This is a genomic window from Leptolyngbya sp. GB1-A1, from assembly GCF_039962475.1.
GTDB lineage: Bacteria > Cyanobacteriota > Cyanobacteriia > Elainellales > Elainellaceae > Leptolyngbya_A.
Window position 1 is genome coordinate 104,678 of the sequence record NZ_JAMPLI010000016.1, and the last position, 15,429, is coordinate 120,106.

The window sequence follows — 15,429 nt, forward strand, 5'->3', positions numbered from 1 at the left end:
AGGGCACGATCGGCTCGACCTCTCTTTACGATCTTGAATCATGGGTACGGTTGGTCTTCAGAAAAAGAATATTTAGGAATGTTACAAAATAAGTATCCCAAAAATTTCAGCCGAAATTGAACGGGCCGCGCTGCAAATAAGGAACGTTAAGGCAGTTCACTTTCCAGAGCGCGAGATCGTATAGCACTGGCTCTCGTTAACCCTCCCAATGACGCAAGCTCCTATCCCCAAGAATGAGTCTGAGCGGCTTCAGGCACTTCTGAATTATCAGATTCTTGATACCGCCGCCGAACCCGCTTTTGACGATCTGACCCGTCTGGCAAGTTTTATTTGTGGAACGCCGATCGCGCTAGTGAGTTTAATCGATTGCGGTCGTCAGTGGTTTAAGTCAAACATAGGGCTGCCTGTATCAGAAACCAATCGAGACATTGCCTTTTGTTCGCATGCCATCTTGCAGTCTGATCTGCTGATTGTGCCCAATGCAACCCTAGACCCCCGCTTTGCGAACAATCCCTTAGTGACTGGAAGTCCTTGCATTCGGTTTTATGCAGGCGCACCGCTGATTAATCCCCAAGGCTACGTGCTGGGAACGCTCTGTGTGATAGATTATAAGCCACGCGACCTGAACCCTCAGCAGCAGGACGCTTTAGCCACCCTTGCGCGTCAGGTGGTGACCCAGCTAGAACTGCGGCGAAACCTGATCGTTTTGCAAAATGCCATTACCGAGCGGCAGCAAACCGAAGCGAGCTACCAAAATTTCTTTGAGAATGCTGCCCTGGGACTTTATAAAACAACGCTGTCGGGCAGATATTTGCAGGCCAACGCTTCGCTGGCTCAGATTTATGGCTATGACTCTTCTGCCGAACTGACTGCTACCATCCAAAATGTTGATCAGCAGCTTTATGTTGATCCGCTTCGCCGACAAGTGTTTATGCAAGAAATTCGATCGCGAGGCGAGGTTTGTGGATTTGAATCTCAGGTTTACCGAAAGGACGGACAAGTCATTTGGATCTCAGAGAGTACCCGTCTTTTGTATGATGCGACCGGAGAGCCGATCGCCCTTGAAGGAAGCATCACCGATATCAGCGATCGAAAACAGATTGAAATCAAGCTGCACAACCAGAACCATCGGGCTTCTTTGCTGAATGCAGTGAGCCAGCGGATTCGCTATTCGCTTCATCTGGAAGACATCCTCAGCACCACGGTTGCCGAAGTGCGGCAATTTTTGGAAGCAGATCGGGTGATGATCTACCGCTTTGATGCTGATTGGAATGGAGATGTCGTCGTGGAGTCGGTTGCACCGGGCTGGCGATCGGCACTGGGCGAAAGGATTGAAGATACCTGTTTTAAAGCAGGGGGATGGTTGCCCTATTACCAGGGCGGAAGTTCCGCGATCGCTGATATCGATCGAGTGACCCTTGATCCCTGTCACCGCGATTTGTTAACCCGGTTTCAAATTAAAGCCAATCTGGTCGTTCCTATTATTCAATCCACAGGAATGCCCAACGAACCGACCCTTTGGGGACTGTTGATTGCTCACCAATGCGCCCACCCGCGCCAGTGGCGACCCGACGAAGTCACACTGCTCAGTGAATTGGCAGATCAGGTTGCCATTGCTCTGGCACAGGCACAGTTGCTCGATCAGGAAACGCAGCAGCGCAAAATGCTGACCGCACAAAACGCCGCACTAGAACAGGCTAAGCAGGCGGCAGATCAGGCAAATCAAGCCAAGAGCAACTTTTTAGCCATGATGAGCCACGAGATTCGTACGCCGATGAACGCGGTGATTGGCATGACTGGACTGCTGCTCGATATGCAGCTTACTCCCCAACAGCGGGAATATGTTGAAATCATTCGCACGAGCGGCGACTCGCTGCTGACGATTATTAACGACATCCTGGACTTCTCAAAGATTGAATCGGGCAAGCTCGAACTTGAACAGCATCCCTTTAATCTTTCAACCTGTATTGAAGACGCACTTGAGTTGCTGGCACCCAAAGCCGCCGAAAAAGAACTTGAACTGACGTATCTCAACAAATCAAAAGTTCCGGAGATGATCCTGGGCGACGTAACCCGACTGCGGCAAATTCTGGTTAATCTGCTCAATAATGCGATCAAATTTACCGAAACAGGAGAAGTGACAGTTTCAGTGAGTTCGCGTCAAATCGCAGCTGCCGAAACTGCACTAAACGCCGCAGCAGAACTCAACGCGCCTGTTTATGAGCTTCAATTTGCAGTGAGAGATACGGGCATCGGCATTCCAAAAGATAAGCTGGGGCGATTGTTTAAAGCGTTTAGCCAGGTCGATGCTTCAACGACGCGCCAGTATGGAGGCACAGGCTTGGGCTTGGTGATTAGCAATCGCTTGAGCGAAATGATGGACGGCAGGATGTGGGTCGAGAGTCAGCCGGGAGTTGGCTCTACGTTTTACTTTACGATTGTTGCCCCCGCTTGCCTTGACCCGATCGCGCCTCAAGGGTTGCCCTCCCTGGCAGCGAGAAAAGTGCTGATTGTCGATGACAACGCCACGAATCGCCAGCTTTTGACCTATCGCACCCAGTCCTGGCAAATGGCCCCTACAGCAGTAGCTTCCGGTGCGGATGCGCTTCGCCTGCTGCAACAGGGAGAGGCGTTTGACCTAGCAATTCTCGATATGCAAATGCCCCAAATGGATGGTCTAACGCTAGCAGAGGCAGTGCGAAACCTCCCAGCGGGTCAGGCGTTGCCGCTCGTGATGCTAACTTCGATCGGTCATAAAGACCTTACCACAACCCAGCGATCGTACTTTGCCGCATTGCTGACTAAACCCATCAAATCAGCTCCGCTCTACCGCATCTTGACCCAGGTCATGAGTGGGCAGCCGCGCCAGATTCAGGCTGTTCGCCCTGCCGAGCCAGAACCCAATTCAGACTCGGAACACAAATCGTCGCTGCGAATTTTGCTGGCGGAAGACCATCTGGTCAATCAAAAGCTAGCTTTGCTTATGCTCCAGCGTTTGGGCTATCGAGCAGATGTGGCAGGTAACGGATTAGAGGTTCTGGAAGCAATCCACCGTCAGTCTTACGACGTCGTGCTGCTGGATGTCCAAATGCCCGAAATGGACGGACTCGAAGCAGCCCGGCGTATTTGTCAGCAGTGGCAGTCAAACCGTCCGCGCCTGATTGCAATGACGGCAAATGCAATGGAGGGCGATCGCGAAACTTGCCTCAATGCGGGCATGGATGATTACATTAGCAAACCAATGCGGCTAGAAGCCTTGGCGCAAGCTCTGGAGAGATCCAAACCCGCGTCTAGCGTGGGGAAGTCGTCTTTGCTGGACCGGGAACCGCAGGCGTAGCTTCGGGAAGATGAGCCGTTTCGTACATCATCCGCAGAGTGCGACGCTGCTCCCATTCCTGCAACAGCAGCGAACCGAGATGAAAGACCGCCATCCCAACGGCGATCGCAGACAAAACATAGCTGTGCAGCGTATAGAAGTGTTCGACGGTGGTGGTATCGATCGATCCTCCGGTCAGCACATCCTTTGCAAATTGACCGACAAAAGGCAACTGCTCGATCGTTTGCAGCTCGATCTTGAGCCGCCAGTAGCCCAACTGATCCCACTTCAGAATCATCGAAGTCCAGGCAAGCCCGATCGCCAATCCCAGCAGCACAAAATCGCTGACCCAGGCAGAAAACCAGCTAATCCGAAACCGCCGACTGAAAAACAGCACAAACAGTTGCAGCAGCGCAACGATAATCATGCCGTTGCCCACGATCTGGTGGATCGAGTAAATGATCGAGCCGCCCGGTAGAGTATCGGCGATATTTTGCACCGATTCGTACGCGCCCGCCGCAGACGGATCGTAATAAAACGCGATCAAAATGCCGCTTGCAACCCCAAGCAATGTCAGGGTAAGGGTAACGACAGACAGAATTGTGGCAAAGCGCCGAAGGGAAAAGAACGAGGTGAGGGCGGACATGGTGGGTGGGGAGATAGGGCAATGGAGCTAAAGATAAAATTACTGTAGCGATTGCCGGGTTTTGAGGTGGTCTGTCGGTGTGTAGAAGTTTGGGGAGCATGGTTCAAACCTGCGCGGGAGATTGAATTTGGCATACTAATTTTTAGGGGATAGTTTTTTAGGGGATAGTTTTTTTAGGAAATAGTTTTTTAGGAGATAGGGTCGCTGTGGTTCAAAGTGGGTCTGGACGATTGCCTTTAGAATGGTTTCGCGATCGATTGGCGACGCTGGCAACGATGCACCAGAAAGAAATAGCAATTGCGCCGTTACTGAAGGAAAACTTGGGACTGCAAGTCACTGTGCCGCACGGATTTGACAGCGATCGATTGGGTACATTTACCCGCGAAGTGAAGCGATATGGCACTCAGCTCGAAGCGGCACGACAAAAGGCGATCGTCGGCATGGAATTAACAGGACACGCGATTGGAATTGCCAGTGAAGGCAGTTTTGGGCCGCATCCGGCAATGCCGTTTTTACCGTCTAATCGTGAAATTGTATTGCTGATCGATCGCGGAAATGATTTAGAAGTGATCGGTGAAGCAATTTCAACAGAGACAAACTTTAGCCACAAACAAGTCACTAATTTAGAAGAAGCAAAGACATTTGCTCGAAAAGCAAAATTCCCTCAGCATGGATTAGTCGTGATTGCAAATGCAGATGCAAACGGAATTACCAAAGACAAAGATCTGATCATCAAAGGGATCACTTCAGAAGCACAGTTAATCGATGCCGTGCAGTGGGCACTGAAACAAGCCGATCGCGTCCACATCGAAACCGATATGCGGGCAATGCATAATCCCACGCGCATGAAAATCATCGCGCAAGCCACCGAAGATTTGATTGCCAAACTTCAGAAAACCTGTCCGAACTGCAATACTCCCGGATTCTCAGTAGCCGATCGCCTTCCCGGCTTACCCTGCGGCTTGTGTGGAACGCCAACCGATTTGACGCGCTCGATCGTTTATCGATGTCAGAAGTGCCAGCATCGGGAAGAAGTGCTGTTTCCAAATGGGGTTGAAACCGCTGATCCGGGGCAGTGTCCCTATTGCAATCCTTAAGGAATTTCTGGATGAAAACGATCGGTTTAATTGGCGGCATGAGCTGGGAATCGTCGATCGAGTATTATCGGCTGATTAACGAACTGGCAAAAGCCAGACTGGGCGGACTGCATTCAGCAAAATGTGTGATGTATTCGGTGGATTTTGCCGAAATCGAGACGCTGCAACATCAGGAACGCTGGCAAGAAGCAAGCTTGATCCTAATTGACGCAGCCCAGGCAATCGAGCGAGCCGGAGCGGATTTTGTGGTGCTGTGTACGAATACGATGCACAAGCTAGCAGATGAGATTCAGGCAAATCTTCAAATTCCGTTTTTGCACATTGCAGACGCAACCGCACAGCGCATCCAGGCTGCCAGAATTGACACGATCGGCTTACTGGGAACGCGATATACGATGGAGCAGGATTTTTATCGGGGACGGCTGGAACAGCACGGCATCAAAGTTTTAGTTCCCGATGCAGCAGACCGAGCGATCGTGCATGACGTGATCTACAGCGAACTGTGTCTGGGCATCATTCAGCCTGATTCTCGATCGCGCTATCTTGCCATTATCGATCGGTTAATCAGCGCAGGGGCAGAAGGGATTATTTTAGGCTGTACTGAAATTGAGCTGCTGATTCAGCCGGAAGACTGTGAGATTCCGCTTTTTCCAACCACGCGAATTCATGCAGAAGCGGCGATCGATTGGGCACTGGCAAATGCGTGAGGCTCCTCGATTGCTAACTGTTGTTAGATACGGAATAACCCTGAAACTCAGTAAAAATGGCTAGAATTGAAAGCCTGAGCAAAGCGCGCTAAGCCCGTCCAGCCTCTACCCAGCCATTCCTGAGGAAATACGTCATGATTTCTGAACTGCAACAAATCCTCGATCGCCTTGATATCCAGGCCGATTGGGTTGGACTTCGCATGGTGAAAGAGAACGTTAGCTCTCGATCGATGCGGGATGCCATTCCTCAAAGTAATTCCAAATCATCGAGTCAGGGCGTGATGGTGGAAGTGCTGGTCAATGGTCAGATTGGCTACGGCGCGACGAACTCGCTTCAGCTAGAAGATTTGCAGGCGGCAGCACAGGCGGCAGCAGCGCAGGCACAGGCAGCGAGTCGGTGGACGATTTATCCGATGGCGGCAACGGTGCGTCCTAAAGTGGTCGGAGAGTATAGCTCGCCTTTTGTGAAACCGTTTGATGCGATGACGCCGGGAGAAATTAATCAGCTTTTGGCGCGGCTTTGTCAAACGCTGAAAGTCTCGGATGCGATCGTTCAGACCAGCGCGACGGCGATCACCAACGAAACCGAATCCTGGTTTGTCAGCAGCAGCGGCTCGGAGGTCTATCAAAAATTTATGCTGCTCGAAACGCACTTTGGGGTAACGGCTCAGTCGGGCGGTGTCGTGCAGCAGCGCAGCAATAATGGCTATCTGGCACACTGCTATCAGGGCGGCTGGGAGCTGTTTCCGATCGATGATCTGTGGGCAAGGGCAGATCAAATTGGGTCGCAGGCGATCGAGCTTTTAACGGCTGAGGAATGTCCGACGACAAAGACCATGCTGGTACTGGCTCCCGATCAGATGATGCTGCAAATTCACGAAAGCGTCGGGCATCCGCTGGAACTCGATCGCATTTTGGGCGATGAGCGCAACTATGCAGGCGGCAGCTTTGTCAAACCGTCGGATTTCGGCAAATTGTCCTACGGCTCGAAGCTAATGAATATCACCTTTAACCCTACGGTGCCGGGTGAGTTTGCAAGCTACGAGTTTGACGATACGGGCGCACCTGCCAGCAAAGAATTTTTGATTCAAGACGGCATCTTGCAGCGCGGCTTGGGCAGTCTGGAAAGTCAGGCACGGCTGGGCGTGGATGGGGTCGCCTGTGCGCGGGCTTCTTCCTGGAATCGTCCGCCGATCGATCGCATGGCAAACCTCAATCTGGAAGCAGGAATCGACAATTTCCCTGATTTGATTCAGGACATTGAATCGGGCGTTTATATGGAATCAAACCGTTCCTGGTCGATCGACGATCAGCGATACAAGTTTCAGTTTGGCTGCGAATATGCCCGCCTGATCGAAAACGGACAGCTCACCAAAACGCTGCGAAACCCGAACTACCGCGCCACTACGCCGGAATTCTGGCATAGCCTGGTCAAAATTGGTGACGAGTCTACCTGGCAAATGTATGGCACACCGATGTGTGGCAAAGGCGAACCCAACCAGGCGATTCGGGTGGGTCACGGCTCTCCGATTTGTGTCTTTCAAGATGTGGAGGTCTTTGGGGGTGGGGCATAACGTCGTTCAGTTGGTCATTCGTCATTTTGCTCGCCATTCATCACCCCGCTTCTAATTCTATGACTCCCCTTGAATCTACCTTTGATCGCCTCGTTACCCAGCTTCGATCGCTCCTGTTATCTGAAGAATCCTTTAAGCTCAGGCTGATGGGCGAACAGAGCCAGTTCATCCGGTTTAATCGCGCTAAAGTTCGGCAAACGGGCAACGTGCGAGATGGCTCGATTTCCCTGACGCTAATGCAAGACCAGCGCACCACTTCGCGATTGTTTCCTTTTACTGGAAATTGGGAAACCGATTGGCATGGGGTAAAAGATGCTCTGGAAGACCTGCGGCAGGAAATCTCCCAGCTTCCTGAAGACCCCTATCTGGTGATTCCAACAGGGGACGCGACTAGCTGTGATGTCCAGACCGGGAAGCTGCTGCTACCGGGGGCGATCGTGGATGCGATTTTGCCGGATGTGGCAGGGCTAGACTTTACAGGCATTTACAGCGGTGGGTCGATTTTTCGCGGCTATGCAGACTCTGCCGGACAAAAGCACTGGTTTGCCACCGATTCCTTTGTGCTGGACTATTCACTGTTCACGGCAGACGGTCAGGCAGTCAAAGGCACCTTTGCCGGAAATCAGTGGGATCAGGCGGCTTATACTGCCAAGCTGGTCGAGTCCAAGCAGCAGCTCGATCGCCTTTCTCAGCCTCCAAAACCGATCGCTCGCGGACAGTACCGCACTTATCTGGCTCCGGCGGCAATGGCAGATCTAGTGAGTATGTTGTCTTGGGGCGGCGTCAGCGAATCGGCAATTCAGCGAGGCGGTAGTGCACTGGGAGTGCTGCAAAGGGGCGAAAAACAGCTCTCTGAACAGTTTTACCTTAGCGAAGACTTCAGCCGGGGACTGGTACCGCGCTTTAACGAATGGGGTGAAGTTGCGCCGATCGATCTCCCCTTAATCCAGGCGGGCAAGCTGGTGAATACGCTGATTAGCTCTCGCTCCGCCAAGGAATTTGGCAAACCCGCAAACGGCGCAAGCGGCGGCGAAGGACTGCGATCGCCCTCGGTCGCACCTGGAACCCTGGCATCGTCTGACATTCTCAAAGCCCTCGACACCGGGCTCTATTTGTCTAACCTGCATTACCTCAACTGGAGCGATCGACCGAGCGGCAGAATTACGGGCATGACTCGCTACGCCTGCTTCTGGGTCGAGAACGGTGAAATCATTGCGCCGATCGAAAATTTGCGCTTCGACGAAACCCTGTATCGCTTCTGGGGCGAAAACCTGCTGGCACTCACCGACACCCAGGAGTTTATTCCGGAAGTGGGCACCTATGGCGGACGCGACGTGGGCGGAACGTGGGTTCCGGGTGCGCTGGTGGAAGGGTTTACCTATACGCTGTAGTTGGCTGTTGTCGTTGCGTGCTGTTGCTGCTCTAGGCGCGATCGGGGTGCGATCGTTTCAGCGGCGATCGTTATCATGGAGGCAATCATGGTGTGGCAGAATTGGCCCTCTACTCCTGATTCCGTAACGCCCCATGCTCCAACCGCGATCGAGCCGTGACCCATGGACTCCACACTGCTTTACGAAGTCGATTTCTATGCCTGGACGCAGGAGCAGGTCAATCTGCTTAAAACGCAGCAGTGTCACCAGCTTGATGCCGTTCACCTGATCGCGGAAATTGAAGCGCTACACACTGCAACAGGTGATCAGTGCAGACTTTTTACCGGGAATTCCTTTGATTCCTTAAAATTATGGCACATCTTACTGAACGACGATCGGAAAATGTCAGCGGTAACTTCTACGTCGATCGCACCTGTATTGACTGCGATACCTGTCGCTGGATGGCTCCCGAAGTCTTTGCCGATATTGGTGACCAGTCAGCCGTCTATCATCAGCCTATGACTGAAGCAGAGCATTTGAAGGCAATGCAGGCGTTATTGTCCTGTCCTACAGCGTCGATTGGCACAGTCGAAAAACCAACCGATGTTCTGAAAATTCAGGCAAGTTTTCCGATTCATATCGCTGACAATGTTTATCACTGCGGCTATCACGCCGAGAATTCTTTTGGTGCAGCAAGCTATTTGATTCAACGTTCAGAGGGGAATATCCTGGTGGATTCACCCCGGTTTGCGCCGCCGTTAGTGAAACAGATTGAAAAAATGGGCGGGGTTCGTTATCTGTATCTCACTCATCGCGATGATGTTGCCGATCATCAAAAGTTTCACGATCATTTTGGCTGCGATCGAATCTTGCATCAAGCAGAAATCAGCCGCGGTACGCAAGACGTTGAAATTCAGCTTTCCGGCAGCGAACCTTTTGCGTTAGCCGACGATTTGCTGATTATCCCCGTTCCCGGACACACGCGCGGACACACCGTTTTGCTATACGACGATCGCTTTTTGTTCACCGGGGATCACCTTGCCTGGTCGAGCGAACTGGGTCATTTGTACGCCTTTCGCCGTGCCTGCTGGTATTCCTGGACAGAGTTGAGGCAATCGATGCAAAATTTAGCAAAATACTCCTTTGAATGGGTGCTTCCTGGTCATGGTCGTCGCTACCATGCCGATCGACAAACAATGCAACATCAGATGCAGCAATGTCTTGAGTGGATGGCAACCCAATGAATGACATCACCGGAACGTGGCTGGGAACCTATTGGCAAGACGGCAACCCGACCCGCTTTGAGGCAACTTTTGTGCAGGGCGGCAATACCCTTTCGGGACGCATTCTGGACGACGGAATGCTGGGAGAAGCCCAGGTGACGGGCGATTTGGTAGGGCGCAGAATTCAGTTCACCAAACAATACCTCACCAGCTCACCGCAGCCGATTCAATACCAGGGCACGCTTTCCGAAGATGGCAACACGATGAGCGGCAAATGGAATATCGGCAGACGCTACTCTGGCTCCTGGGAAGCCCATCGCAATGACAACGATTTGATGGCCTCATTGCAGGCTCGACTCACCAAATCAATTCCAGTGGGAGCCGATCGCTAAATGATCATTCATGCCCAGTGGGGTTGATCCGTGATTCATTGATTCATTCGGCAGTGTTCAAACAGAAGTGTTTCAAAAGTGAGGTGACGTAATGGGAATGCCCTGTGAAGTGAATAGTATTCTCAAGCTCAAGCTCGACGAACTCGATCTCAGTTCACTGAAGTCGGACAGTTTTCGTCACGCCACCAAACAGGGCTATCGCATTCTGCCGATCGACGTACCCATTCCGCTCGTCGATCAAAACTGGCTTGCCCACGCCGATGTAATCATCAGCCAGCTTGTCTGGGAAAATCAAATCACCCGTTTAACCTACAGAGTTCATCGCTGCTACCCAGAGCCTTTTTCGGTCAAGGGTTGACGATCGCCACCCCCAGAGGTGCAAAATCACGAACCAATTCACGGTAAAGTAACAGCAAGTTCCTTACTCGCTCAACTTCCGTGTATCTTCTCATTCCCGCAGCCGGATCGGGTCGGCGCATGGGCAGCAGCCGAAACAAGCTTTTGCTTCCGCTCCTGGGTCAACCCCTGATCGCCTGGACCCTGATCGCCGCCAAACAATCAAGCCACATTCACTGGATTGGCATCGTCTGCCAACCCGACGACTGGCACGACTTCAAAGAAATTGTGTCTGACCTGGAAATGTCGAAGGTGGTGCATTTCATCCAGGGCGGCTCAACGCGCCAGGAGTCAGTTTATCGTGGCTTACAGGCACTACCTGTCGTTGCCGATCGCGTCTTGATCCACGATGGCGCACGCTGCCTTGCCACCCCAGAATTATTCGATCGCTGTGCAGATGCCCTGCAAGACTGTCAGGGTTTGATTGCTGCTGTCGCGGTCAAAGACACGATCAAGGTCGTCAATTCTGCCAGCAAAATTATCGAATCAACGCCCGATCGCGCCAACCTCTGGGCAGCTCAAACGCCACAAGGCTTTGTCGTTGAAGATCTGCTGCGCTGTCACGAAGAAGGCATCCGCCGAGGCTGGGAAGTTACCGACGATGCGGCATTGTTTGAACAGTGCGGGCTTCCGGTACAAATTGTCGAAGGCGAAGAAACGAATTTGAAGGTGACAACTCCGGTTGATTTGACGATCGCCGAATTCATTCTGCGCCAGCGAAGTTCTTCTAGTTCATGATGAGGTGAAGTGAACGTAGCATATTTGCTGCCTAACGGCAAAACGCAGCGGCGGCAGATAACATTGAACTCAATACCAGCCGCTTTCAACCGTCCGCTGCCGTGAAGTGTTGGCTGCTGTGGGGCAAGATTTTGATAAAAATTGACTCACAGCAATCGTTGTGATGAATTATCGATATCATCTTGCTGGTACTGCTCTCTGTAGGCATTGATCCAATCATCCAGTTTCATAAGTTGTGTTTTTTCCTGATGGTAAATACGCTTAAGTACCTCATACTCTGCGCTTAGCTCTCTTTGCAACTGCACCCAAAGCCTAATACCCTCTCGACTCCATATTTTGGCTACTTCTTCGCTAGGGAAGCGAGAATCAGGTGGATAGTCATGATCAAGCGTGTCATCAAAAACATCTTGCCATTTGTTTAATCGCTCAAGAGTTTCTTGGCTAATAGGAAGCTTAACCGGATCAAAACATCCGACATCATCAACATACCAAGTTGCCCAACAGCTATACTCAGCTCCTAGCCTGATCCTTTTCACCATAGGAGCATCAGGATGTTTGAACAATCCTGCTAATCTTGTGCTGTAGTAGAACACGTCATAGTTAGAGGCTAATTCTTGACGTACCTTCTTCCACAGTTCAATGCCTTCTCGGTCAAAGGCTTCATAAGATTCAGGAGTAGGAAACCTTAATAGATTCTTCTTGCCACAAACAGTTTTGAGCGTGTTTAACCATACTTCAAGTTGCACTCTTGTATTAGGATCTAACGGTAATTCGTCTAAGCCAATCAGTTGATGCCAACGTGAAGGCGTGCTGACTGGATCAGTCATAAACGGCTTATCTGTCCTATAGCAGTCAGCATTCAGCACAATCTCACTCTTTTGATTTTGGTTTGTTCTTTCTCTTCTCCACATACGTCATGTTTTGCCTCTATTTTGGTACCGCAGAACTGCTTGCTCTCAGTAATTTCAAAAGAACTTTGCTTTGAACTTAACAGGATATATTCAAGCCAATGCCTTGACCGAATATGTAAAGCCGTCCAACAAGGTGATGAAGCGGACAGGCGAGAGATCTTGATTGGGTTGCTAAAGTTACTTGCCACCGCTTATTTTGGTCGTTAGCTGGCTAGCTGTTGTCGAGCTTTTTGCATAACAGACTCTATGTACTCTGCTTTGCCCACTGTGTATGCTTCTCGATCGCTCGAAAAGCGTTGGGCAAGATGACGCTTCAATTGTGCATACCGTGCCGCTTCGTCTGAATGCTTGCAAAGATAGTCTCGAAATATCAAACGCTCCCACAGTACACTGTCTGGCTCAACCATATGGATATGATGAGTGCGTGGACTGTTAGGTGGTAGACCCTTCACAAAAAACATCCGTTGAGGGTCGGGATTATCGAACCAGTAAGCATAGCTCAAGTGTTCTAGCTGAGAGACAGCAACTTGCTTTGCTTCTGCAAGGGAGCGTACCCCTACCAATAAATCAATAATGGGTTTTGCAGCTAACCCGGGTACTGCCGTGCTGCCAAAATGCTCAATGCGAGTGATGAGATCTCTATCTACAACCGTCCGAATACGTGCAGATTCCTGTTCAAAAAGTAGCACCCAGTTTGGGTCATACTCAGTGATGACAACTTCATCCATTGGTCTACTTCATCCATTGGTCTGCAAATTGTCAAGGTGGACTCAACTAACCTAATAGGTCTAGGAAAATTTTACAGGCTTTATGTAGCATTACATAGCGCTAGATGTCATCTAACTGATAGCAGCTTCTTGTGAAGCCCTATAGGGCTGAATAGTTAGTGCGATCAATGGAGCAAGTTCCTAAGAAACTAAATCTAATCCAGTGTTAAAAGGCTCACTTGTCGCCGATTCGTTGACAGTTTCTTTCACCCTGAAGGTGCCTCAGCGCATAGATTGCTAACTTTTATTTAGAACTTTGATCTGTAACAATCGCCCCAGGCACTGAAACCTGACAACGACCGATCGCCTCCTGAGCAAACGCCTCTAATTTGCCGTCTTCAATGTCTTGCTCTATTTGCTCATCCCAGCGGTCTTAATCTAAATCAAGGAACCACAGCCTTAATTTCTCAAACTCAGCGGATGGCAATGAAAGAATTGCTGCTTCAATTTGCTCAAGGTTTGACATAGCCAGTTGTACCTCTCTAACCCGTGAGAGAATTATAGCTTCGCCGAAAAGGGTAGATACCCTGCATTTGTTGCTGGTAAGCCTTCCGATGAACCCCTCTTGAACATCGATAGATGAACTATTAACTACTAAAAATAACTGTTAAAAATTGCTGTGATTAGTGTTCTATTCAGAAACAGCCAATCTACCCAAAACGCAAAATGGAGTGCGACGATCGCCCAAAAGACGATCTGATACGAACGCTTAATATTCTTATGGTGCAGTCTACGCTGGGCAATAAAGCCACCCAACCAGCCGCCCATCAGTTCGCACAGGTGCAGTGTCCGCTCTGGAATTCTGCGGTCTCCGCATTTCGCACGCGACTTATCATCGGCGTAGAGGGCATAGGTCACTAGGCTCATGACAGGATAAAGAGCAAGCGGGATGGGGATAGCGGTTGACCACGCAAAATGGAGTGAGCCAATGACGGGTAGACTTGATAGCAGCAATGTCTCTAAAACAGGGAAAGGATAAACAGGGAAAGGATATTTGTTCCCAGCATTGGATGTCGCCCTTCCAATTGAAGACGCGGAGCGGGAATGAGACGTGCGCCTTGCTCCTGCGATGAAAGCATTACAGGCACGAATTTTTCCATCTTCAGTAACAACGTGATAGTAGATTGTGTCACCTACTTTTGGACGACGAGTTGAGTCTTTTAGCGCAGAAATATGCACAAAAACTTCTTGGCTCCCATCAACAGGTTGAATAAAGCCAAATCCTCGATCGTCCTTCCATTTTGTCAATTGACCGCTTTGTAAGCCAGATTTCATCGGGAGTCCTTACGACTGTCTTACAATTTACCCAATTGTTCTAATGACCTATCAAGAAAGTTGATCCTCACTGCCGCTGGCAATTGGGACAGGAATACGGCGACTAACATCTGACATAATTCCTTCCCCAAATTCCTACAAATCGATAGAACAATCAAGCTAGTACAGCAAGCGATTTTTGTCAGTCTAGGAAATTATTACCATTTTGCTGGTGTATCCTCTCGGTGCTACCCCGACTTGGGCTTTTTCTCAGTTTTGCCAGTGAATAGTAGCTGAGCAGTCGAACTTTTATTTAGGACGTGACTCGTTTTGATTAATGACAATTGCCCCCAATACTGAAACCCGGCAACGACCGATCGCCTGACGAGCAAGATTTTAGGTTTGAATATTAAGCACTTCTCTCAGGGAGTCAAAACTCGCTCAATGCGGCGATCGGGAATAAGCCACATCCCTGCAACTAAAACATACAGCAGACAGGCAAGCCATGAGTTTAAGAAGGAAAGCGGAATCGCCAGAGCATAGGTCACGATCGATACCTTGCCCTTGAAGTCTTCTCCAATCGCAGTTCCTAGTGGAGAATCTTTGCCGTGGGAAGCAATGAGAATGCGGGTTAGGATGAAGTAAGCGATCGCAGCAAGCAGAAGTACTCCGCCATAGAAAGCAGACGGCACGGCAGCAAAGTGATTTTCGCCCGCCCAACCTGTGACAAAAGGAAAGAGCGACAACCAGAACAGCAGATGCAGATTTGCCCACAAGGTCTTGCCATTAATGTGCCGAACTGCCTGTAGTAAATGATGGTGGTTGTTCCAGTAAATTGCGAGATAGATAAAACTCAGGACATAGCTCAGGAACACCGGAACTAAAGGACGCAGCGCAGCCAGATTTGCCTCATGTGGAATTTTTACAGCAGTTTTTAGGTAATTAGCCCCTTTTCTATTAAGCTAACGAGTGGACAATCTATCAAGTTGGTGAAATGCCTGTCGCTTACTCAACGGATTTACGCACTCGTGTAATCGA

General features: G+C 50.2%; 14 protein-coding genes and 3 pseudogenes. 10 read left to right on the forward strand and 7 right to left on the reverse strand.

Annotated elements, in window-relative coordinates:
* Window positions 1–208: 208 nt before the first annotated feature.
* The gene (locus tag NDI45_RS16570) at window positions 209–3,337 is read left to right on the forward strand and encodes a response regulator (protein ID WP_348247980.1); all 3,129 of its coding nucleotides are present in this window, start codon (window positions 209–211) and stop codon (window positions 3,335–3,337) included.
* Here NDI45_RS16570 and NDI45_RS16575 read toward each other — a convergent pair.
* Entirely contained in the window at window positions 3,291–3,962 is a 672-nt protein-coding gene (locus NDI45_RS16575; RefSeq protein ID WP_348247981.1) for a cytochrome b N-terminal domain-containing protein, read from the reverse strand. The genes NDI45_RS16570 and NDI45_RS16575 overlap by 47 nt on opposite strands.
* Window positions 3,963–4,237: 275 nt before the next feature.
* On the opposite strand from NDI45_RS16575, the gene NDI45_RS16580 reads away from it, so the two are divergent.
* The 4 genes from NDI45_RS16580 to NDI45_RS16595 all read left to right on the forward strand — a co-directional run bounded on the left by NDI45_RS16580 (window position 4,238) and on the right by NDI45_RS16595 (window position 8,731).
* On the forward strand, window positions 4,238–5,059 hold the full coding sequence (locus tag NDI45_RS16580; protein ID WP_190793472.1) for a DUF6671 family protein: 822 nt from the start codon (window positions 4,238–4,240) through the stop codon (window positions 5,057–5,059).
* Window positions 5,060–5,070: 11 nt separating this feature from the next.
* Window positions 5,071–5,766 (forward strand): aspartate/glutamate racemase family protein, encoded by a 696-nt coding sequence (locus NDI45_RS16585; RefSeq protein ID WP_348247982.1) that lies wholly within the window; start codon window positions 5,071–5,073, stop codon window positions 5,764–5,766.
* 134 nt (window positions 5,767–5,900) lie between these two features.
* Window positions 5,901–7,340, forward strand: coding sequence for a TldD/PmbA family protein (locus NDI45_RS16590; protein ID WP_348247983.1), 1,440 nt, complete (start codon window positions 5,901–5,903; stop codon window positions 7,338–7,340).
* 59 nt (window positions 7,341–7,399) lie between these two features.
* Window positions 7,400–8,731 (forward strand): TldD/PmbA family protein, encoded by a 1,332-nt coding sequence (locus tag NDI45_RS16595; protein ID WP_348247984.1) that lies wholly within the window; start codon window positions 7,400–7,402, stop codon window positions 8,729–8,731.
* Here the strand turns inward: NDI45_RS16595 and NDI45_RS16600 are convergent.
* Window positions 8,719–8,904 carry a hypothetical protein gene (locus tag NDI45_RS16600; RefSeq protein WP_348247985.1) on the reverse strand — a complete coding sequence of 62 codons (186 nt, stop codon included), beginning with the start codon at window positions 8,902–8,904 and terminating at the stop codon, window positions 8,719–8,721. The two genes, NDI45_RS16595 and NDI45_RS16600, sit on opposite strands and share 13 nt — an antisense overlap.
* Here NDI45_RS16600 and NDI45_RS16605 point away from each other — a divergent pair.
* The 5 genes and pseudogenes from NDI45_RS16605 to ispD all read left to right on the forward strand — a co-directional run.
* Window positions 8,894–9,022 (forward strand): annotated as a pseudogene (locus tag NDI45_RS16605) (DUF29 family protein); the annotation flags it as partial. The gene NDI45_RS16600 and the pseudogene NDI45_RS16605 sit on opposite strands and share 11 nt — an antisense overlap.
* 59 nt (window positions 9,023–9,081) lie before the next feature.
* Complete coding sequence (locus tag NDI45_RS16610) at window positions 9,082–9,954, forward strand: MBL fold metallo-hydrolase (RefSeq protein ID WP_348247986.1); 873 nt, start codon at window positions 9,082–9,084, stop codon at window positions 9,952–9,954.
* Window positions 9,951–10,325 (forward strand): hypothetical protein, encoded by a 375-nt coding sequence (locus NDI45_RS16615; RefSeq protein ID WP_190790731.1) that lies wholly within the window; start codon window positions 9,951–9,953, stop codon window positions 10,323–10,325. Before NDI45_RS16610 ends, NDI45_RS16615 begins: the two co-directional genes overlap by 4 nt.
* 91 nt (window positions 10,326–10,416) lie before the next feature.
* The gene (locus NDI45_RS16620; protein WP_348247987.1) at window positions 10,417–10,683 is read left to right on the forward strand and encodes a DUF2584 family protein; all 267 of its coding nucleotides are present in this window, start codon (window positions 10,417–10,419) and stop codon (window positions 10,681–10,683) included.
* An 80-nt stretch (window positions 10,684–10,763) separates the two neighbouring features.
* On the forward strand, window positions 10,764–11,459 hold the full coding sequence (gene ispD / locus NDI45_RS16625; RefSeq protein ID WP_190790733.1) for a 2-C-methyl-D-erythritol 4-phosphate cytidylyltransferase: 696 nt from the start codon (window positions 10,764–10,766) through the stop codon (window positions 11,457–11,459).
* A 146-nt stretch (window positions 11,460–11,605) separates the two neighbouring features.
* Here the strand turns inward: ispD and NDI45_RS16630 are convergent, their stop codons facing one another.
* The 5 genes and pseudogenes from NDI45_RS16630 to NDI45_RS16650 form a co-directional block, all read right to left on the reverse strand.
* Entirely contained in the window at window positions 11,606–12,286 is a 681-nt protein-coding gene (locus NDI45_RS16630; RefSeq protein WP_190790734.1) for a hypothetical protein, read from the reverse strand.
* A 287-nt stretch (window positions 12,287–12,573) separates the two neighbouring features.
* Window positions 12,574–13,098: a GrpB family protein gene (locus NDI45_RS16635; RefSeq protein ID WP_190790735.1), complete on the reverse strand. Its 525-nt coding sequence runs from the start codon at window positions 13,096–13,098 to the stop codon at window positions 12,574–12,576.
* A gap of 283 nt (window positions 13,099–13,381) precedes the next feature.
* Window positions 13,382–13,603, reverse strand: a pseudogene (locus tag NDI45_RS16640) (hypothetical protein).
* 128 nt (window positions 13,604–13,731) lie between these two features.
* On the reverse strand, window positions 13,732–14,412 hold the full coding sequence (locus NDI45_RS16645) for a cold shock and DUF1294 domain-containing protein (RefSeq protein ID WP_190790736.1): 681 nt from the start codon (window positions 14,410–14,412) through the stop codon (window positions 13,732–13,734).
* Between the two features lie 401 nt (window positions 14,413–14,813).
* Window positions 14,814–15,317 (reverse strand): annotated as a pseudogene (locus tag NDI45_RS16650) (TMEM175 family protein); the annotation flags it as partial.
* Window positions 15,318–15,429: the final 112 nt, after the last annotated feature.